General features: G+C 41.7%; 21 protein-coding genes. 14 read left to right on the forward strand and 7 right to left on the reverse strand.

All coding sequences use genetic code 11. The features are described 5' to 3' along the window. Positions 1 to 17: 17 nt before the first annotated feature. Positions 18 to 2399 carry an ATP-dependent Clp protease ATP-binding subunit gene (locus tag C0V70_RS05095; protein ID WP_102242791.1) on the reverse strand — a complete coding sequence of 794 codons (2382 nt, stop codon included), beginning with the start codon at positions 2397 to 2399 and terminating at the stop codon, positions 18 to 20. 152 nt (positions 2400 to 2551) lie between these two features. On the opposite strand from C0V70_RS05095, the gene C0V70_RS05100 reads away from it, so the two are divergent. Genes C0V70_RS05100 through C0V70_RS18965 form a run of 3 tightly spaced genes read left to right on the forward strand, consistent with a single transcriptional unit; the run spans position 2552 to position 4769 of the window. After that, on the forward strand, positions 2552 to 2773 hold the full coding sequence (locus C0V70_RS05100; RefSeq protein ID WP_102242792.1) for a DUF3820 family protein: 222 nt from the start codon (positions 2552 to 2554) through the stop codon (positions 2771 to 2773). After that, entirely contained in the window at positions 2770 to 4584 is a 1815-nt protein-coding gene (gene recQ / locus C0V70_RS05105) for a DNA helicase RecQ (protein WP_102242793.1), read from the forward strand. Before C0V70_RS05100 ends, recQ begins: the two co-directional genes overlap by 4 nt. A 38-nt stretch (positions 4585 to 4622) precedes the next feature. Further along, a complete protein-coding gene (locus tag C0V70_RS18965; protein WP_158649574.1) occupies positions 4623 to 4769 on the forward strand; it encodes a hypothetical protein in 147 nt (48 codons plus the stop codon). 36 nt (positions 4770 to 4805) lie between these two features. Here C0V70_RS18965 and C0V70_RS05110 read toward each other — a convergent pair whose 3' ends face one another. Further along, complete coding sequence (locus C0V70_RS05110) at positions 4806 to 5315, reverse strand: DUF1993 domain-containing protein (RefSeq protein ID WP_102242794.1); 510 nt, start codon at positions 5313 to 5315, stop codon at positions 4806 to 4808. Between the two features lie 86 nt (positions 5316 to 5401). Between C0V70_RS05110 and C0V70_RS05115 the strand changes: the two genes are divergently transcribed. Next, complete coding sequence (locus tag C0V70_RS05115) at positions 5402 to 6583, forward strand: benzoate/H(+) symporter BenE family transporter (protein ID WP_102242795.1); 1182 nt, start codon at positions 5402 to 5404, stop codon at positions 6581 to 6583. Beyond that, the gene (locus tag C0V70_RS05120; RefSeq protein WP_102242796.1) at positions 6573 to 7070 is read left to right on the forward strand and encodes a DUF1003 domain-containing protein; all 498 of its coding nucleotides are present in this window, start codon (positions 6573 to 6575) and stop codon (positions 7068 to 7070) included. The genes C0V70_RS05115 and C0V70_RS05120 overlap by 11 nt, the downstream gene beginning before the upstream one ends. Here the strand turns inward: C0V70_RS05120 and C0V70_RS05125 are convergent, their stop codons facing one another. After that, positions 7071 to 8066 (reverse strand): LLM class flavin-dependent oxidoreductase, encoded by a 996-nt coding sequence (locus C0V70_RS05125; RefSeq protein ID WP_102242797.1) that lies wholly within the window; start codon positions 8064 to 8066, stop codon positions 7071 to 7073. It abuts the gene before it with no gap. Positions 8067 to 8164: 98 nt separating this feature from the next. Between C0V70_RS05125 and C0V70_RS05130 the strand changes: the two genes are divergently transcribed. After that, positions 8165 to 9385, forward strand: a complete 1221-nt coding sequence (locus C0V70_RS05130; RefSeq protein ID WP_102242798.1) for an MFS transporter — start codon at positions 8165 to 8167, stop codon at positions 9383 to 9385. Here the strand turns inward: C0V70_RS05130 and C0V70_RS05135 are convergent. Beyond that, positions 9375 to 10181, reverse strand: coding sequence for a hypothetical protein (locus tag C0V70_RS05135; protein ID WP_102242799.1), 807 nt, complete (start codon positions 10179 to 10181; stop codon positions 9375 to 9377). The two genes, C0V70_RS05130 and C0V70_RS05135, sit on opposite strands and share 11 nt — an antisense overlap. A gap of 117 nt (positions 10182 to 10298) precedes the next feature. Between C0V70_RS05135 and C0V70_RS05140 the strand changes: the two genes are divergently transcribed. After that, positions 10299 to 11105: an alpha/beta fold hydrolase gene (locus C0V70_RS05140; RefSeq protein WP_102242800.1), complete on the forward strand. Its 807-nt coding sequence runs from the start codon at positions 10299 to 10301 to the stop codon at positions 11103 to 11105. Here C0V70_RS05140 and C0V70_RS05145 read toward each other — a convergent pair. Both C0V70_RS05145 and C0V70_RS05150 read right to left on the reverse strand, forming a co-directional pair. Beyond that, positions 11102 to 11680, reverse strand: a complete 579-nt coding sequence (locus tag C0V70_RS05145; RefSeq protein ID WP_185903027.1) for a DUF924 family protein — start codon at positions 11678 to 11680, stop codon at positions 11102 to 11104. The two genes, C0V70_RS05140 and C0V70_RS05145, sit on opposite strands and share 4 nt — an antisense overlap. A 2-nt stretch (positions 11681 to 11682) precedes the next feature. After that, the gene (locus C0V70_RS05150) at positions 11683 to 11871 is read right to left on the reverse strand and encodes a hypothetical protein (RefSeq protein WP_102242802.1); all 189 of its coding nucleotides are present in this window, start codon (positions 11869 to 11871) and stop codon (positions 11683 to 11685) included. A 348-nt stretch (positions 11872 to 12219) separates the two neighbouring features. Between C0V70_RS05150 and C0V70_RS05155 the strand changes: the two genes are divergently transcribed. Continuing rightward, positions 12220 to 13974, forward strand: a complete 1755-nt coding sequence (locus C0V70_RS05155) for an autotransporter assembly complex protein TamA (RefSeq protein WP_102242803.1) — start codon at positions 12220 to 12222, stop codon at positions 13972 to 13974. After that, entirely contained in the window at positions 13974 to 15977 is a 2004-nt protein-coding gene (locus C0V70_RS05160) for a translocation/assembly module TamB domain-containing protein (protein WP_102242804.1), read from the forward strand. Before C0V70_RS05155 ends, C0V70_RS05160 begins: the two co-directional genes overlap by 1 nt. Here C0V70_RS05160 and C0V70_RS05165 read toward each other — a convergent pair. Then, complete coding sequence (locus C0V70_RS05165) at positions 15974 to 16249, reverse strand: hypothetical protein (protein ID WP_133566720.1); 276 nt, start codon at positions 16247 to 16249, stop codon at positions 15974 to 15976. The genes C0V70_RS05160 and C0V70_RS05165 overlap by 4 nt on opposite strands. A gap of 133 nt (positions 16250 to 16382) precedes the next feature. Between C0V70_RS05165 and rlmF the strand changes: the two genes are divergently transcribed. From rlmF to C0V70_RS05190, 5 genes are all read left to right on the forward strand, one after another. Then, positions 16383 to 17258, forward strand: coding sequence for a 23S rRNA (adenine(1618)-N(6))-methyltransferase RlmF (gene rlmF / locus C0V70_RS05170; RefSeq protein ID WP_102242806.1), 876 nt, complete (start codon positions 16383 to 16385; stop codon positions 17256 to 17258). A gap of 1 nt (position 17259) precedes the next feature. Continuing rightward, positions 17260 to 17610: a nucleotide pyrophosphohydrolase gene (locus tag C0V70_RS05175; protein WP_102242807.1), complete on the forward strand. Its 351-nt coding sequence runs from the start codon at positions 17260 to 17262 to the stop codon at positions 17608 to 17610. Position 17611: 1 nt separating this feature from the next. Further along, entirely contained in the window at positions 17612 to 18067 is a 456-nt protein-coding gene (locus C0V70_RS05180; RefSeq protein ID WP_158649575.1) for a gamma-glutamylcyclotransferase, read from the forward strand. 143 nt (positions 18068 to 18210) lie between these two features. Further along, the gene (locus tag C0V70_RS05185) at positions 18211 to 18909 is read left to right on the forward strand and encodes a superoxide dismutase (RefSeq protein WP_102242809.1); all 699 of its coding nucleotides are present in this window, start codon (positions 18211 to 18213) and stop codon (positions 18907 to 18909) included. 79 nt (positions 18910 to 18988) lie between these two features. After that, entirely contained in the window at positions 18989 to 19930 is a 942-nt protein-coding gene (locus C0V70_RS05190; RefSeq protein WP_102242810.1) for an ROK family protein, read from the forward strand. Positions 19931 to 19939: the final 9 nt, after the last annotated feature.

Raw genomic sequence — 19939 nt, forward strand, 5'->3', positions numbered from 1 at the left:
CCTAGACGGGCCCTTTTTTATTGTACCATTTCAAAAGTCACATGCTCAGCATTGTCATCCTTCCAAACGCCTTTCATGTTTCCTTTCTCTAAGTGTCCTTCAAGCACTCTCTTTGAAAGAGGGCGAGTGACAATTTGAGAGAACACCGATTGAAGAGGGCGTGCACCAAAGCGAGGATCGTACCCGCGTTTAGCAAGCTCTTCATACACTTTCTTATCAAGCTCAATATGAAGGTCTTTTCCTTCAAGGCGCTCGTTAAGAAGCTTCACTTGTTTGTCGATCAAGTTTGCCATGATCGAGTTATCAAGAGCATTGTAAGTTAACATTGCATCCAAGCGTCCAAGAACTTCCGGTTTAAAATCATGCTCTAAATCTTTCGAGTTAGTTGTGATTAAAATGATCGTGTTCTTAAAGTCGATGGTGCGACCTTTATTATCAGTTAGACGTCCGTCATCCAGGATTTGCAACAGGATGTCCGAGAAGTCGTGGTGGGCCTTTTCCACCTCATCAAAAAGGATAACCGAATATGGCTTCTTTCTGATGGCCTCAGTTAAGATACCACCTTCTTCATACCCAACATATCCCGCAGGAGCACCAATCAGTTTTGAAACTGAGTGTTTCTCTGAGAACTCTGAAAGGTCAAAGCGCACTAAGTTATCCTGCGAACCAAATAAAAATTCAGCAAGGGCCTTAGCGGTTTCAGTTTTACCGACACCAGATGGACCTCTTAGTAAGAATGATCCAAGTGGGCGAGTCGGGTCTGATAACCCAGCGTGAGCGGTAATCAAGACTTCTGCGATTTCATTAAGTGCTTTGTCTTGCCCAAACACTTTGTTCTTTAAGTAACTTTCAAGCTCTAAGATCTGCTCTTGCTTAGATTTTAAAATCTTCTCAACCGGGATGCCTTTTTGTCTTGAGATGACGTTGGCAATATGTTGAGTCGATAGAACCCAGTTGTTGTTTGATTGAGAAAGTTTTGTCTCAATCTCAGGGATCACGGAGTACTTAAGCTTCGAGGCAGCTTCGTAGTCCTGGTTTCTTTGTGCCTGCTCTAGTTCAAATTTCGAGCGGTCAAGCTGATGCTTTAATTCCGAAACTTGTTTTAGGGCAAGGACTTCTTTTTCCCATTTTTCTTTTTCTTCTTTAAAGCGTGCTTCAAGCACAGCAATTTCTTTTTCTGTCTCGCCAGGTTTAGCCTGCGACTTCGCATAGATCTTTTTTGTTCTGATCTCTGCTTCTAGTTCAACGAGGTCGGCGGGCATCGCTTCTGCTGATAACTTGAGAGCGGAACTGGCCTCATCGATAAGGTCAATCGCCTTGTCAGGTAAGTTTTTATCAGTAATGTACTGGCTAGATAAAAACACAGCATCGTAGATAGCGCGGTCAGAAATTTTAATTCCATGGTGAATCTCCATCTTCTCCCTGATTCCCATCAGGATCTCAATGGCATCTTCCTTGGTAGGCTCATCTACAGGAACGCTTCTAAAACGTCTGTCGAGAGCAGAGTCATTGAGAATATATTTTTGATACTCCTCGGGGGTCGTTGCACCGATACAGTGCAGTTCTCCGCGAGCCAATGCAGGTTTTAGTAAATTGGCCGCATCCATTGCGCCATCAGTACGACCAGCACCAACTAATTGGTGAAGCTCGTCGATAAATAAAATCGCCTGGCCGTTTTGGTCTTTGATGAATTTTAAAAGAGCTTGCAGTCTCTCTTCGAATTCACCACGGTATTTTGTACCGGCCATTAAAGCACCAAGATCTAGCGAGTAAACTGTTTTACCTTCCAGCACATCTGGGACTTTTCCTTTTACGATGGCATCAGCTAAACCTTCAACGATGGCCGTCTTACCAACACCGGCTGGTCCAACCAACACTGGGTTGTTTTTCCCACGGCGACCTAAAATTTCCATCACGGCGCGGATCTCTTTTGAGCGCCCGATAACCGGATCGAGTTTACCGCTTTCAGCAAGCTCATTAAGGTTCGTTAAGAAAGTAGGCTTCTCACTAACTCCCTCAGCGTTTTCCGTTTTTAAAGCGTTGTAGTCGATCTTAAACTCTGGAACGATTTGTTGCAGGTATTTTAAAAGATCGGTTTCCGCAATTTCACCACGGCCATTTTGAATGGCGTTTGATGAAGCGTATGTCAGCCACTCAGAAAGCTTGCTGGAAGCTCTTAGGTTTTCCATTTCGATTTTATTTTTAGTCGTCGGAACTGTGTCTAAAAGTTTCTCAAGATCTTTTGAGTATTTTTTCAGCGCTCTATTGGAAAATGACTGAGGGTTATTCATTAACCCTAAAATTAAATGGTATGGGGTCAGCTCTATATGCTTTCTCTTTAGGGCCTCGCTCTGAGCGATGGCCAGAGACCCCTCAACGATGCTGTCAAATTTGTTCATATATTATTCCTCCCTTAGAACGTCTCTTATAAGTCATTCTTACTACTTAAGATGTGGTCATTTAAATAAGTGTCAAGGCGAGCACTCAAAAAAAGCTCTAAGAACCTAAAAACTTATTAACAAACTCAAGTGTTACAAGGCACAATAAACACATGGATTTTGCACAAAATGACTTAGTGAAGTTAACAACAGTTGTTATGCCTTTTGGTAAATACAAAGGCCGCACGTTGATTGAGCTTCCAGAAAATTATGTCCTGTGGTTTTACGACCAAGGTTTTCCTGAAGGAGAGCTGGGAAAGTTATTGGGGCTTTTGTACGAAATCAAACTCAACGGGCTTGAAGAGCTCGTGATGAATATAAAAAAGATGCAATGAGATCAGAAAAACTTCACCAGATATTAAAAGAGACGTTTGGATACGAATCATTTCGTTTCGAGCAGTTTAATATCATCAATTCTATTTTAGATAAAAAAGACACGCTGGCGATTATGCCAACAGGTGGAGGAAAGTCTCTTTGTTATCAAATTCCTGCTTTGTACCTGGATGGAGTGACCTTGGTTATTTCTCCACTGATCTCACTAATGCAGGATCAGGTCATGAATCTAAAAGAATACGGAGTTGAATCTGTCTTCTTAAATTCATCGCAGAGTTTTAGTGAATCACAAAAAGCAAAAGCACAAATTCTTAACGGCAAAACGAAGATCGTCTACGTTTCACCGGAAGGAGTGCTTAGTCCGGCGCTGATGAGTTTTTTTGATCAGGTTCAAATTTCATTAATCGCTATTGATGAAGCTCACTGTGTGTCTCAATGGGGACATGAGTTTAGAAAAGATTATACGAGACTTGGAGAACTTAAAGACAGGTTCCCTGATGTCCCGGTAATTGCTTTAACTGCAACAGCGGATGCTAAAACCAGAGTCGATATTGCTGATCAGCTTCGCATGAAAGAGCCTGCGACATTTGTCTCTTCATTTGATCGCCCGAATATTAAGTACATGATCCTTGAGCGCAGTGATGAGATTAAACAGTTGGATGAGTTTATTAAAACTCACCACCCGGATGATACCGGTATTGTTTATTGTCTTTCTCGCGATAAAGTTGAAAGAGTGGCCGCAGCTCTTAATAAATTAGGTTATAAGGCCGTCCCTTATCATGCAGGTCTTTCAGTCAATGAAAGGGCGATGAATCAGGAGCTTTTTAATTTAGAAGAAAAGATTATTGTTGTCGCGACGATTGCCTTTGGTATGGGGATCGACAGACCAGATGTTCGTTTTGTGGCCCATTTAGATTTGCCAAAAAGTATCGAGAGTTATTACCAGGAAACGGGGAGAGCTGGACGAGATGGTAAAGCTTCAACGGCCTGGATGATTTTTGGTCTTGGAGATATTGTAAAACTTGCTCAAATGCTTGAGACGACTGATGCAGATGAAAACTACAAACGCATTGCCCGTTTTAAATTAGATAGCATGCTGGCCCTTTGTGAGGCCGCCGCTTGCAGAAGACATTACCTGCTTCGCTACTTTGGAGAAAATGGGGCCGAGACTTGTGGGTATTGTGACACTTGTATTGAACCGCCAACTCTTTGGGATGCGACAGTCGATGCTCAAAAAATTCTTTCGACCATTTTTAGAACTGGCCAGTCTTATGGAGCAGGTCACTTAATTGATGTGATCCGTGGAAGTAAAAATGCCAAGATCACAGAAAGAAGACATCATGAGCTTTCAGTCTATGGAATTGGAAAAGATAAATCAAAAGAGCACTGGGGAAGTGTTTTAAGACAGCTTCTCAATTTAAATTATATCGCTGTTAAAAACTGGGAATACAGAAGCCTGGCGCTGACAACGAAGGCCCAGGATATTTTTAGCGGCAAGATTAAACTCGACTTGCGTATGCAGGATGAGAAAGTCGCTAAAGCGAAAACAGCTGCAAAAGTGGATAAAAAACGCACAGGGGCCGCGAGTGGAGACGATGGTCTCTTTACTGCACTAAAAGAGTTGAGAAACCGCCTGGCAAAAGAAAAAAATCTTCCTTCTTATATCGTGTTCAACGATAAGACATTAAATGATATGTGCGTGTTAAAGCCTCGAAATGCAGAGGAATTTTTATTAGTCCACGGCGTTGGTCAAAGTAAACTGGAAAGCTATGGAACTGTCTTTTTAGATGCAATCAAAAATTATCAGGCGTAAACTATTCCTAAGCTCTAAACCTTACAAGGAGGCCATTTATGGCAAAAGGATTAGATAAAGGAAAAGACAGAGATAAAAATAAGTTTAAGCATAAGCTTACCATCAAAGAAAAACAGGAAAGAAAAAAAGAGAAACTAAAACACAGAGCAGAAGTTGAGGCGAGTGAAGCCGCAATGTTTAGATAAAAAAGGGCCCGGTTGGGCCCTTTTTTTATGTCAAAATTATGGAAGCTTGTAAGGAATTTCACCTAAGAAATCTTTCTTTCCTAGGTCAACACCATTATGTCTCATGATCGCATAAGCCGTCGTTACGTGAAAGTAGAAGTTAGGGATTACGTGGTGAATAACATAATCATTTCCCGTTAGAGTTTTCCCTTCCCAACGTGGAGTTGTGATTGTCGCAGTCGCTGCGTTTTTGAAATCTTCTGGTTTCATGCTTTCAAGGTAAGCGATTGTCCCTTGAATGCGCGCTTTTACTTCGGCAAGAGTTTTTTCAGTATCGTCATTTACTGGAGCAGACTTTCCAGTCAGGCGAGAAACCCCAAGCTTTGCTGTGTCACAAACGATTTGGATTTGGCGAGTAAGTGGGAATTGGTCTGGTGCCAGGCGAGAGTTTAGTAAAACGTCCATTTCAAATTTCTTTGAATCTGCATATCCCGCAGCTTTATCTAAGAAACCGTTAAGGTTTTTTAATGTTTTGATGAATTGAGGAACTGTTAGTTCGAAAATCATGGAGCCTCCTGATTGAATGTTGCCCTTACACTAACTTTCGGCCGATTTGGTTGTCAACACTGCTCGGCGCGCTTAAGATAGTTGGTATGAAAAATGTTTGGGATGACTTTACTTTATCGACGTTTGTTGCGGGACTTATTGCTGTGCTTGTGGGCTATACCAGTTCTGCCGTTATTGTTTTTCAAGCAGCAGCTGCCGCAGGAGCAAGTAGCGCAGAGGCGAGTTCATGGCTTGGTATCCTTTGTGTTAGTATGGGGATTTTGACCGTTGTTCTTTCACTCAAATATAAAAGCCCTGTGATGTTTGCCTGGTCAACTCCAGGAGCCGCTCTTTTGATTGGAAGTCTTCGAGGTGAACTGTTAAGTGACATTATTGGAGCTTTCGTTTTTTCTTCACTTCTTGTTCTACTTTCAGGAGTGACGGGATTTTTTGAAAGAGTGATGAAGAAGATTCCGGTAGGGATCGCCTCGGCCATGCTGGCGGGGATTCTTTTACATTTTGCTCTTGATGTTTTTACTTCGATGAAAACGCACATGCTTTTAGTCATGAGTATGTTTATCGTTTATGCTGTAGGAAAAAGATTTTTTGCGCGTTTTAATATTGTGATCGTTCTGTGTATCGGGATGATGGTGGCGTGGCTTCAAGGGCTCATGAATTTCACTCCTATTGAATTCGGATTAATGAAGCCGGTTTTTACAACACCAACTCTAAACTGGCAGGTGCTCTTTAGTATCGGTCTTCCACTGTTTGTGGTGACGATGACTTCACAGAACATGACTGGTCTGGCAGTTATGAAGGCCAATCATTACAAACCAGAAGTTTCAAAACTCATTACCTATTCTGGATTAACTAATCTTTTAGTTGCACCTTTTGGTGGATACGCTTTGAATCTCTCAGCGCTAACTGCGGCCATCTGTATGGGGCCTGAGGCTGACCCTGACCCGAAGAAGCGTTACACAGCAGCTATTAGTTCGGGACTTATTTATATTCCCGTAGGGCTTTTTTCGGGCGCTGTTGTTGGTGTCTTTAATGCTTTTCCAAAAGAGCTGGTGATGGCGATTGCTGGTCTTGCTTTGATGGGGACAATCAATAATGGACTCTTGAGTGCAGTGACTCACGAAGAAGACAGAGAAGCTGCGATGATTACATTTTTTGTCACAGCTTCAGGTGTGATGTTGTTTGGTATTAGTTCTGCTTTCTGGGGACTGGTGGCCGGAAGCTTAGCGAGTTTTATTTTTAAATTTAAGAAGGTGACCCATGGACATTAAAGAAATTTTAAATGAAGAAGAAGTCCAGATTAAAAAGATGGATGAACTGGTCAATATGGCCATTGAAGATGAGCATTTTCTAACTCGGAAACTTCATGAAGTAGAAAATGATGATGATGCGACTTTTGGGCAAAGAGTGTCGGATAATGTCGCTGATTTTGGCGGGAGCTGGACATTCATTCTAGGATTTTCGTTCTTTCTGGTTCTTTGGGTTATTTATAATGCTTACAGGGGATCACAGGCCTTCGATCCATTTCCTTTTATCCTGTTAAACCTGATTCTTTCTTGTCTGGCCGCTCTTCAAGCTCCAATCATTATGATGAGCCAGAATCGTCAGGAAGAAAAAGACAGAAGACGAGCACGCTCTGATTATATGATCAACTTAAAGGCCGAAATGGAAATCAGAACACTCCATGATAAACTGGACGCCTTTGAAAAATCGCATAAAGAGCTGATTGCTAAAATCTTAAAAGACGAAAAGAAATAATTATCTCAAGGCCTCTGCGGCCATGGTAAATGATCGCAGACGGTCTTCATGTTTATATAAATCAGAAACAATCATCAATTCATCAACACCAGTGAACTCTGCTAAATGCAGAAGTTGGGCCTTCACTTTTTCCGGTCCACCTCTGACACTCGTGTGCAGTTTCGCTTTTACGTATTGCTCTTCATGAGTGTTCCATAATCCATCCATGCTTTTTACTGGTGGTTTCATTTTTAGAGACTGGCCGCGGATCAGAGCAAGGAAGCGTTGATAGACTGTCGTTGAAAGAAATTCAGCTTCTTCATCAGTTGAAGCACCGACGACTTGAACCCCTATCATGCAGTAAGGCTCTTTTAAGTAAATAGAGGGCGTGAAAAACTCACGGTAAACGTGGAGTGCTTCCATCATAAGATCAGGAGCAAAGTGCGAAGCGAATGAATAGGGAAGGCCTAAGCGCCCGGCAAGCTCTGCGCTATAGAGGCTTGAGCCTAAAAGCCAGACAGGGATTTTTAATCCACGCCCAGGGTTCGCGATCACGCGTGCGCCTTCTTGATTATCAGAAAAATACTGGAAGAGTTCTTGAACTTGTTCAGGGAAACGATCTGACATGAGATCGCGCCTGATTGCTCTCATTGTGGCCTGGTCACTTCCGGGAGCACGGCCTAAACCTAAATCAATACGACCTGGGTAAAGTGTTTCCAGTGTTCCGAATTGTTCGGCAATAATAAGTGAAGCATGATTAGGCAGCATCACTCCACCAGAACCCACGCGAATAGATTTAGTTTTCCCGGCAATGTGGCCGATTAAGATAGAAGTGGCCGAACTGGCAATTCCGTCCATGTTGTGGTGTTCAGCTAACCAGAAGCGGTTATATCCTAAGCTCTCAGCGTGCTGAGCGAGACTTACAGAATTATTGAATGCATCCGCTGCTGTATATCCTTCAGCGATAGGAGCGAGGTCAAGGACAGAATATTTAACTTTTTTTGGTGTTGTCTTCATAGAGAGGAAGTCTATAATGAAAAACATTCATAAACTATATGCCATTAGTCTGTACGTTAGTATAAGGCGTGTGCCCAAATAAGTAGCAAGGTTTTTCTATGTTCATCAATATCAAACCCCTAACCAAATACCGCGATTTCCGCCTGCTTTATATCGGTCAGTTTCTATCCTTTATTGGGAGTATGGTGACTTATGTGGCGATCCCATACGAGGTTTACGATTTAACGAAAGACAATAAGATTGTAGGGCTTGTCAGTATTGCTCAATTAATTCCAGTTATTTTATTTGGGATTATCGGTGGAGCTTATGCCGACAGGCTCAATCGCCGCAAACTACTTTTGGTTTCAGAAGTCCTGATGTGCCTACTCATTAGTATTTTTGCATGGAATGCTTTTAGAGATGTGCCGAGTGTGCCACTTATTTTCGTGACGGTGTTTTTGCTCCAGTCGGTTGTTGGCTTTCATAGGCCAGCAATGGATGCTCTTAATCAAAAGATGGTTGAGCCGGAAGACTACGCGGCCATTGGAGCACTTGGAAGTTTCCGTTGGTCAGTAGGAGCGATCATTGGACCGGCATTGGGTGGACTTATCATTGCTAAGTTTGGTGTAAAAGGGGCCTATCTTTTTGATGTGGTGACTTTTATGGGGGCCTTGATTTGTATTTTCTTAATGAAGAAAACTCCCAATCCAGAAAAGCGTGAGCATTCTCCACTACAAGATATCAAAGAAGGATTGCGTTTTGCAGTTTCAAAACCAGAATTGATTGGAACATATTTGATCGATATCGTAGCGATGCTGTTTGCTTTTCCGGTTGCCCTTTTTCCGGCAATGGCCGAAGGGTTTGGAGGCGCGAAAGCGGCCGGGATACTATTTTCCGGAATGGCAACTGGAGCGATGATTATGACACTTTTAAGTGGATGGTCAGGGAAAGTGAAATTCCACGGGCGCGCGGTGGTGATTGCGGCGATGTTATGGGCCGTCTTTATTTTCTTCTTGGGTTTTGCTCATTCACTACCAGTGGCCTTTATCTGCCTGGTGATGGCAGGAGCGGCCGATATGTTGAGTGGACTTTTCCGCGGGATCATTTGGAATCAAACAGTGCCAAATGAATTGCGTGGAAGACTGAGTGGGATTGAAATGATCTCTTATATGTCCGGACCGCTTTTAGGAAATGCACGCGCAGGCTATATTGCGTCTGTCAGCAGTGTTTCAACAAGTATCATGAGTGGTGGTGTGATTTGTTTTATCGCTGTTTTTTTAACAGCATTGTGTTTGCCGAAATTCTGGGGATACGTTGATAAAGCAAAAGCTACGTCTTAGCTTCGGTTGAAAAAAGTCCCATCAAAGTAGCATAAATCATATTGTCGATTATAGATTTTGGCATCAGCGATCCGATGGTTTTTCCATCGACATCGCTTAAGTTGATTTTCTGATCGACGATACCATCGACAACCACATTTAAAGTCATTCCGGAACTAAAACCCATATTGAGAGTGCGCAAAAGAGAGCGCAGGTCTGAGGCCAGAGATTTTGCTTCAGGAGAGTGCTCGAGTTTTCCTTCCGCTTGCTCTAGCACTCGGTTAATAACCACTAGAGTGATTCCTAAAACAATAAGCGGCACAGTGGATTTCGAAAGCATTTTTTGTTTGCTTCCTTTGTTAAAAGCAATGGCAAAAACGCTGGCGTAAAGTGAAAGTTTTAAGATGTAGCGTCCTTTATCTTCATTGGATTCAAGTTTGTTGTAATCTGTGACAATCTTTTTTGAAAAATCGCTCAAACGGTTTTTAGCTTCAGGAATACTGACAGTCGCATTTTTTATTGAGCCTTTAATAGCTTCTGCGGAATTTTTCGCCAAGTTTTGAAAAAAATTCTTCGGGCGCTCTTCTTTAATATTTTTCTTTAACTCTTTAAGCGAGATTACTTTCTTTTTTGAAGAGTGATAAATCGGTTTTAAGTCTTTCATGACTATATTTCCACCAACAGATTTCCAGTCATTGAAATTGAGAGTGGCAATTGATGAGCCGAGAGTGATAAGTGCTTCAGTTGGGACTTTCTCACTTAAAAGCTTATGAAGGATGGTGATAAATTCTTGCGGCGACATTTTCGTATTTTGCATCTTTTTTTATTATGGGGAAAAAATCCCTAAAAGGCGAAGTTATTTTTCGGCCCGGGGCTTGCATTTTAATACTTAACTATTGCGCTATTTTATGCGCAATAAAAGGATGGAGGTAACATGGATGTTAATGCATTGTACGTGCAGACGCAGGGAAGTTACGGCAAAGAACCTTTAATTTTCCTGCATGCTTTTCCCTTGGCTTCCGACATGTGGAAAGAGCAGATGCAATTTTTTTCCCGAACTCATTATACCCTGGCCCCTGATCTTCCGGGGTTTGGAAAGGGGACACTTCCTGGGCATGCGATCACATTTGAACATTACGTAGAGTCGGTACAGAACTTCTTGAAAGAAACCGGCATCAAACAATCTGTCTGGTGTGGCCTTTCAATGGGAGGATATCTTGCCTTGAGGCTTTATCAAAAAGCTCCTGAGTTATGTAGCGGACTTATTCTGGCAGACACTAAATCTACACCAGATGACAACTTAGGGAAGGAAAAACGCTGGAGTTCTATTAAAAAGCTTCATAGTCATCGTGAAGAGTTTATGGAAAAGCAGTGGTTGTCGATGGTGGGAAAGAGTTCTCGAGACAACTTAAAACTCAAAAAAATTTTTTATGAGATCACTGAAAGAAATACTGAAGAGGGAATCAGTTCTGGTCTGGTTAGTTTAACTACTAGGATGGATTGCTCGGATATGTTAAAAGACATTCATGTGCCCACCTTAATTCTGGTTGGAGAAGAGGATAAAGTGACTCCCTTTAGCGATGCTCAACATCTGCATAAAAATATTGCCAATAGCAGGCTGGAGATGATTCCAAAAGCGGGGCACTTAAGCAATATGGAAAATCCGCAGGCCTTCAATAAGGCCGTCTCGGAATTTTTAGTGTCTCTACATACCCATCAGTATCAATCTTTAGTTAACTAATGGGAGATGTGGATTTCTTCTTTTATCGTCGCACTGGCATAGAATGGAGCGTTTTCCATTAAGTAAGCTTCTTCCTCTGGAGTATTGACCCGACCTAAGGCCTTGTTGCGCTCCGGGTATCTGCCAAAACGATCAATGACTTCTTTATGTTTTAACTCATAATCAAAATTGGCCTCAAGTCCAGGTTCTGCAAAAAGCATCATGGCCGTCTGGTGGATCAATTTGGATTCACTGTGCATGAAGGGCATATAAAGAAATTGTTTTAAGACAGGTGAGAAGTCTTTGTTGATGTCGTTTTTAATAGCTTCTTGGGCAAGTGCGAGGGCCATGGGATCATAGATAAACGACTTAGGATCATCGCGGTAGATATTGCGGGAAAATTGATCAATGACGATGATTTCGGCAAGTCTTCCCAGCGCTTCATTTCTCCACGAAGAGCGCTCACCAGCAACGACAGAGGCATGGAGAGCGATGTATCGCTCAGTGATGAGCAGATCCAATGAATCGCTTTTCTTAAACCAATTTTCAGGTTTTATTTCACGAAACCAGAAATCGATGATTTCTTGATAGTTCATAATTATTTACCTCTGTTTGAAGCTTTATGAAGTACTGTATGAACAATTGTACTTAGCGGGCTGACATTAGGGGCAGCGTCGGTGGCATGTTGTTGTTGTGAAGTTTCTTTAATGGTTTCTTTTTTTTCAAGTTTCTTTTTAAGTCCAACTTGAGAAATCGAACTTGTTTTGGATTCAATTGGATTTGCCATGCATTTCTCCTTGAATTAAAAAGCCACCCGAAGGTGGCTTCTTATTGATGATGAGTGGGAATAGTTTTTCAGTCTACACAATGGCGATCACAATAATCTTTGCCTTTGTCTTACGTCCCGACCAGAATCTCTTCTGGTGCTACACTCTAAGGTGCAGTATAGATGCCAATTTCCATTAACGTAAATTCCATCATTTCACGCGATGAGAAGAATGCTTTGGGGTAAAAAGTCTTTGTAATGTGTCCCAAAAATGTAACTTATGCGATCCCTACTGAAGTGTTTTATACTGGATAAAACGTGTCATTTTGCGTATAAAGAAAGGGCGAATGACCGTGTTAACAGGCCCTAATGAATCACGTAACTCTTTTTTTCCTATTCATTTTTATTTCACTACTTTCTGGTTGTGCAACGACTAAGCAAGATGAGCGAGTGTGCCCGAAAATTTTTATCCATGCAGATAAATCGGATTTTGAATTAAGTGATACTGAAAAACGCCTGATTTGCGGCGATCCAGAAGAAGATGCTTACAAGGTGATCCCTTCATACCAGGCCAGCTACATGCTGACGGGCCTTTTGCAATCAAAAGGATATTCGACTCCTCGTTTTGAATACGCAGGGGATCTGTTGCATGTCTATCCAGGCAATCAGTCCTTTGTAGAAAAAATCACCGTTGTCTCTGATCACGAGAGTGATTCAAAAATGGTGGAAAAAGAAATGTTCAGAAAGTTTAAAGGAGAAGTTATTACTCCTAAGCTTCTGGATGCGATTGAAGCACAGTCACTCACTTACTTGCGCAATAATACCTATCCTTGTGCCAAGGTTAGTTCGACGGTAGATGCAACTTTGGGAGAAGTGACTGTCACATTAAAGGATTTGATTCCTTTTCAGTTTGGTGAAATTAAAAAAGAAACTGTTTCAGGGCTGGAGCCTACGGCCTTTGATCGTTTTTATCCTTTTACCAGTGGTGATTATTTTTCAGAGCGCGACCTGACTTTGGCGGAGAAACGTTTTACACGTGCAGGAGTTGTTCAAGGAACTTATTTTCAGGAAAGCTGTGATTTAAAGAACAATTCTTTTTCTTTGTCCCAGCAATTTATCTTAGGAACTAGCCGAACAATTCGCCTTGGGATTGGTGCCAGTACAGAACTCGGTCCAATGTTTAGGGGGAAGTGGTCTAACCAAAGGTCAGGACCAATGGCCTCTTTGTGGGAGTTTAATGTTCAACTCTCATTTAAAAATCAGTTCGCGAGTTTTACATCAGATCGTTATATGTGGAGTGATTCTCCTCGCAGATCGCTTTTAACTTCAGTTGAGCTTGAAAGAGACAATCAGACAACTTACGAAGAGATCACGGCGAAATTTAAACCGCACATGAAATGGACCAGAGATGGAAGCTCCAGGCAGTGGATATGGACGACTGGGCCGACTTTAATTGCCGGTTCATACAAGTCAGCAACAAATGATTCCGATACAAAAAGAATCAACACCGGGGCATTGGAAGGAAAACTCGAAACGACCAGTCACGAGTATGAAGTTTATGACCTGCACCCGGAATCGGGGAATACTCTAAATTTTAACTTTGATTTCCGTCACCCGAGTTTTGGTTTTGTCGATCCACTTTTAAAACTCAACCTGACTTATTTGACTCTTTTGCATTTAGGAGAGTTGGGTAGAGGTGAGGCCATTGGAGGAATCAGGTTAACCACGGCCACCACATGGGTGCCAGACAAAGTGGAGCTGGCATCGCTGCCACCATCGGTGAAATTTTATGGTGGAGGAAGTGATGATGTCAGAGGTTATAAGTTGAGTTCACTTCCAAGCAATAATGGTCTTGGGGCCTTGACGAAATTGAGCCTAAAATTTGAATTTAGAAAAACGTATGTTTTTATTCCAACGATTGAAAGCTTTACTTTCGTCGATACGACTTATTTTGGTGAGAGGCCATGGGAAGTTGAAAATCGCCTTTGGTATTCTCCAGGGACTGGTCTGCGTTGGCTTTCTCCCATCGGAATTGTACAGGGATTTTGGGCCCGGGCCCTCTCTAATGAGTCAGTTAAGGACAATGGGAATTTATTTTATCTGGGACTGGGAGGAGTGTTCTAATGAAGATCTCTCCTAAGCAGATTTTCTTTCGTCTCTTCTTGATTATCTGTGGCCTTATCGGATTGGTCCTGATCACAGTGGTCACGATTGCAGTGACTTTCTTTTATAATCCCACTCTTTTTATTAATCCAAAAAATCTGGACTACGCTTTGACTAAAACTCAGGTTTTAAAAAGCTGGTCGTGGAAAGATGCTCAAATTAATCATCAGTGGATTGCCTGGAACAAAAGACGTTTCTACGGAGGATTCCAGGATTTGTGTCTGGTTTATGACAATCCAGATGTGAACGTTGATACCTGTATGGAAAAAGTTTCATGGAACGTAGAGCTTTTTTGGAGCATGAATGAAGGCTTCAAGTACGTCATCTATGAGCCTTTAGAAATTGAGTCTTCAAAATTAGTGATCGCGCCAAAAGACAACCCGGAAGAAACTCCTCCCCCAGATATCATGTCTTATTGGGATATGGTGTGGAATCCACTTATCCCAGATTTTAAAGTGACGATGAAAAAAATCGACATCTTAAAAAAGGAAAAGCCTTTATCTTTTGATCTTAAAGTCACTAAGAAGCCAGAACTCCTGGAAGCTGAAGCTCTGGGATTTAATTTACAGGCGACAAAAAAGAAGATTACAGTTTTTGCTCCTAAAAAGCTCCTGGTTCCTTACGACTTAAAGACCACGAATCCTCTTTATTTTAGTCATATTAAACTTGAGGCCGATATTTTAGAAACTCATATCCCGCTTCTTTTAACGGCCAGGATTGAATCGGCCGAGTTTAAAATGCAGACGGATATTTTAAAGTCTTCTTTAAAAGAAGACCTGACAACTCCAAAATTTATGAAGGAAGTGGCGTTGGCCACGACAGCTGAGCTAAAAGTCACAAAACTAAAAGACACCGTTTATCGCTTAGTGAGACCGCCTTTTAATATTCTTCCAGCTCCTATTAATGCCATGGAAGGGAATTTAAGAATCCGCCTGGCGACAATGAACTACACAGAAAAAGATTCAGTTGAATTTAAAATTAAAACTGAGCTTGACATGAGTGGCCCTAAGCAGGATTTGAAGTTTGCCGTCAATGCGGGTGTGCCGGTTAAGCTCAAAGATTACACTCTGGGACCGATTAATTTAGGATTAGAGTTGGAGAAAGTAAAACTTCTTTTACCAAAGCTCTCACGCACCAGGCTTCCGCCTCAGCTTATTCCGGATAAGAGATTTAAAAATACCAGCGTCGTCGTGAGAGAGAACTTAAACGAGCAAAACCTCCCGGCGAAGGTGAAAAAAACATCGAAGCAAAACCTTGATATCAATATGCACTTACAGGCATTGGGAGAAAATGCTCTTCACATCAACACTAATCTTTTAGATGAAACATTAAAGCTGAATTTTGATTTATTGATAGCTAATGGAGAAGTCAAAGAAGGCTTCATCCAAACATTTCCTCTAACCACGACAGTGTTTAAAAGAAAGATCGTCATTCCATCACTGAAACTAATCTTTAAAGCTCCTCTGGAACCACAGATTATTGCAGTAGTTGAATTCCATCTTCCTGAGTATAAAGTAACGCTGGAGTTAGAAGGGCCAGTATCAAATCCAAGACAGGCCTTCTCGAGTGTTCCACCGCTTCCACTGGATGATATTTACGCCGTCATTTTATTCGGTCGTCCCCTCAGTGGACTTGATCCGGATGACAGAACAGCAGCTAAAAAATCAAACCAACTTCTTTCACAGGGCATTTTATCTCTTGCTGTTCTTTATTATTTTGCCGGCTCTCCGGTGGAATCAATCGGCTATGATCCGGATTCAAATGAAGTCTCGGCCCAAATTGGACTGGGTTCAAAAAACTCTCTGCGTGTAGGTGGCTCAGGTACCGGGCTCAATTCCGCGGGAGTCAGACGCTCCCTCGGAAAAGGCTGGTATATTGATAGCTCCGTTCAAAGAACAACCAGAGACAACGGGACTAGCGGTCAGGACTATGGTGTTCTTTTAGAGAGAATTATTTCTTACTAGTGGAGAGTGCGGTTTTGATAAAGGATTTGCTGAAGAATGCGATCAAATTCTGGAAGCTCTTCTTCTTCATCGTCCCAATTTGCCACATGAGTCTCGGGAATTTTTATGGCCAGGCTTTCACGCAAAATCGCGTGCTCCTGTAAAACTGCTAAAATTTTATCGGCGTTTACCCAGACAACATCATCAACTTTATTGATATTTTGGTCTAAGTCACTATCAATATGTTCTAAGTAGTGATTGATTGCTTGTTGTTTATAAAAAGAAGACATCATAACCTCCTAAAGGGCCACAGTATCTGTGGACTGTTCGAGATTATTTAAGCAATAGGTATGCCACTCGGCATTAGTCTGTCTGCACATAACACTATAGTTGAATAGTCGGCCAGTAACAGAGTAAAATGCTTCTGTGGAAAAAACGAATCTTCATTCTCGAAACAAGCACCGTGCAGGTTACGACTTTATTCAATTAAAAAAGAGCACACCTGAGCTTGCGGCTTTTATTATTAAAAATAAATTTAACGGCAGCGATACAATTGATTTTTCTAATCCCGAAGGATTGAAGTTATTAAACCGCGCGCTTTTAAAATCTGAATACGGAATTCATTTCTGGGACATTCCTAAAAATTACTTATGCCCACCAGTTCCTGGAAGAGTGGATTATATTCACTATGCGGCCGATCTTTTAAAGTCGCCGGGAAAAAATGAAGCTATTCGTGTGCTCGATATCGGCACGGGTGCCAATTGCATTTATCCACTTTTAGGTGAAAGTGTGTACGGCTGGAACTTTGTGGGCGCTGAGATTGACGAAGGGGCACTTCAGTCTGCGAAGGCGAATGTCGAAAAAAACAACCTGCAGTCAAAGATTGAAATCCGAAAACAAAATGACCGCACAAAAATTTTCCAGGGAATTATTCTTCCTGGAGACCAATATGACTTAACTCTCTGCAATCCTCCTTTTCATTCTTCAAAAGAAGAGGCGCAAAAAGGAACGGCAAGAAAAAATAAAAACCTGAAGACTAAAGAGCGCTTAAACTTCGCAGGCCAGGCCCAGGAGCTTTGGTGCGAAGGGGGAGAAGGTGAGTTTATCAGGAAAATGATTCTAGAAAGTGTACTTTTTAAAGATCAGGTGAAATGGTTTTCAACGCTGGTTTCTTCTAAAGAAAATCTCTCTGGCATCTATGGAGAGTTAAAAAGAAATAAAGCGCTAAAGGTTGAGACTGTCGAAATGTCTCAGGGACAAAAGATTAGCCGTTTTGTGGCCTGGAGTTTTAAGGGAGAGTGAAATGGATTTAGGTAAACTCAAAGAATTAGTGAATAACTTTGCCAAAGAGCGCGACTGGGATCAGTTTCATTCGGTGAAAAATCTTTCGATGGCCCTTTCAGTAGAGAGTTCTGAGCTTTTGGAAATTTTTCAATGGATGAGTGAAGCGGATTCAAATAATCTTTCTTCTCAACCGGAAAAAATGCAGAAAGTAGAAGAGGAAGTGGCGGACATTTTTGTCTATCTTCTTCGAATTGCCAGCAAAACTAATATCAACCTTGAAGAAGCCGTCATCCGCAAAATGGAAAAGAATGCTAAAAAATACCCGGTGGAGCTTGCCCGCGGGAACTCAAAAAAGTATAACGAGTTTTAAGATGAAGACACTTTATTTTTCTTACGGTTCAAACATGAACTTAAAGCAGATGCAGGAGCGCTGCCCGGATTCAAAAAAAATTGGCATAGGTTTTATGAACGATGCTGAGATTTGTTTTCCAAGTTTTTACGAATCGTGGAATGGTGGAGTGGCCGGTTACAAAACATCTACTGGAAAAAAACTCTGGGGAGTTCTCTTTGAACTGACTATGAGTGATGTGGAAAAACTTCGCGTCTTTGAAGGTTACATTCACGGAAGAGAGGCGCATCTCAATGCCTATAATGAAGTGAAAGTTCCCATCGATATCGATGGGGAAACTGTGGAATGTATGACCTATGAAATCACTGTCGTGGGGAATTTTCGTCCCTCACTTCGATATCTCCAAACCATCGTTCGTGGAGCAGAGGAAAATAATTTACCCGAAGAGTATATTGAATCACTGTCCCAACATCTTTAAACTCAACCATTTAAAGTGCATCATTCATAAAAGCGAACATATTGGTTAATAATACAAATTATTCGGATTCACTTTTGCATGTCAGACTCTATTAGCGAATGATTTTTTCTTAATCATTCTGAGTTTTAAAAGGAGTCTCTTATATGCATCAAACTATTCTTGCAGGAGCAGCAGCCTTAGGACTGGCCGCTTCCGCACACGCAATCACTCTTAAAGAAATTGGAAGTCTAAAACCTCCATTTGAATTAGCTGCGCTTCCCTATGCAGCAGGATCATTAGCTCCGGCCATTGATCAAAAGACCATGGAAATTCACCACGACAAACACCATCAAGCTTATGTAGACAATTTAAATAAAGCTATCGGAAAAGAAAAAGACGACTTGATGACCATTATGAGTAAAGTTTCAGGTAAAGAAGCAGCTGTACGAAACAATGCCGGTGGACATTTTAACCATACATTTTTCTGGAACATTTTAAGTGGAGATAAAGAAAAACAAAAAATGCCGGAAAGACTGGAGAAAGAAATCGAAAAGACTTTCGGTTCAGTTGATAAATTTAAAGAGGCCTTTGAAAAGGCCGGAGCTTCTCAATTTGGTTCCGGATGGGTTTGGCTGATCCGCGACAACAGTGGGAAGCTGGCCATCACAACAACAGCTAACCAGGACAACCCACTTATGGATGTGGCGGCAACTAAAGGTCGACCAATTTTAGCAGTGGATGTTTGGGAGCACGCTTATTACCTAAATTATCAAAACAAGCGAGCAGATTACTTAAAATCAATCTGGAAAGTCGTCAACTGGTCACAAGTTGATGCTTTCGACCGCGAGGTCACCGCACATTAGTGCTTTAGCACTTTAATCCCCCCCAACCCGGCAAGGCTTTTATGGACATAAGAACCTTGTCGGGTTACATTTTGTCTCTATGAAAAGACAAATGTTTTTAGGTATCGATGTCGGTGGAACAAAGATTGAAGGTGCTATTGCAGAATTAAATCTGCTTGAGCGCTCAATTAACGTCCTTTCTAAAAAAAGAATTTCAACTATTCATGACCACGAAGCTTTTGTCGATTCACTCGTCGTTTTAATTAACGACCTTCTTCTGGAAAGTGCTTTAAAAATAGATGACCTCCTGGCCATCGGTATGACTCTTCCGGGAACTCTTCATCCACAAACATCTATTATGCTCAACGGAAACACTCGTTTTCTTATCGGGCACGATGTACTTGGGATGCTTAAAGAAAAACTAGGTTCTAAGGTGCAAATTGTCGCTCAAAACGACGCCAATCTTTTTGCCCTGGCAGAAGCATGGGGTGGAGCAGGTAAGCATTACGAAGCCACTAGAGGTGTCCCTTTTAAAGAGCAAGTCGTCGTGGGGATCACTCTGGGAACTGGAGTTGGTGGAGGATTTGTTTCTCAAGGAAAGATTTTAAGTGGTGCTTATGGTTCGGCACTAGAAGTAGGGCACATTGTCCTTGAAGCTGGAGGAAACAGATGCTACTGCGGTCAGCAGGGGTGTGCTGAAACTTATCTGTCAGGAACGGCGATTAATAAAACAATGAACTCCCACGAGTTTTTTGCCAAGGCCAACTTAGGCTCGCAGGAAGTGCTGCAGGCAATGATTGATTACCGCCTTCATTTTGTGCAGTTTTTAAGCATTATCAATAATCTTTTTAACCCTCACTATTTTGTTTTTGGAGGAGGGCTTTCTGCTCAAAGTATTCTCTTTGAGGATTTAAAAACCGACCTGGAAGAAAATATTTTTCTTCCAAAAGAATACTGTCCTGACATTTACATCAATCACCTGGGCGATAGCTCGGGGCTTTTTGGGGCCATGATTTATGCCAGTGAAAAACTTTTTCCTTAGTCTTTTCTT

It is taken from the genome of Bacteriovorax stolpii (assembly GCF_002872415.1).
In the GTDB taxonomy this organism is placed as follows: Bacteria; Bdellovibrionota; Bacteriovoracia; order Bacteriovoracales; family Bacteriovoracaceae; genus Bacteriovorax; species Bacteriovorax stolpii.